This window comes from Exiguobacterium sp. E17S, from assembly GCF_057772545.1.
In genome coordinates this window covers 1-302 of record NZ_JBYLRU010000023.1, presented here as the reverse complement: position 1 = coordinate 302, position 302 = coordinate 1, and the positions used below count along the sequence as shown (strand labels likewise).

General features: G+C 55.3%; 1 rRNA gene. It reads right to left on the bottom strand.

Annotated features, from left to right (window positions below):
• A 23S ribosomal RNA gene (locus AC3B4V_RS16265) occupies nucleotides 1-302 on the bottom strand; the annotation flags it as partial.

Here is a 302-nt window from a genome sequence, read left to right as displayed (position 1 = left end):
TGCCTGACGGATTTGCCAATCAGACGGTCTTGAAACTTGCACATGCACTTCCATCCGCATGCGTCACTATCCTCCTGCGTCCCCCCATTGTTCAAACGGTGGATCGGCGGTACAGGAATATCAACCTGTTATCCATCGCCTACGCCTTTCGGCCTCGGCTTAGGTCCAGACTAACCCTGAGCGGACGAGCCTTCCTCAGGAAACCTTGGGCTTTCGACGGAGGGGATTCTCACCCCTCTTTTCGCTACTCACACCGGCATTCTCACTTCCAAACGCTCCACTGCTCCTTCCGGTACAGCTTC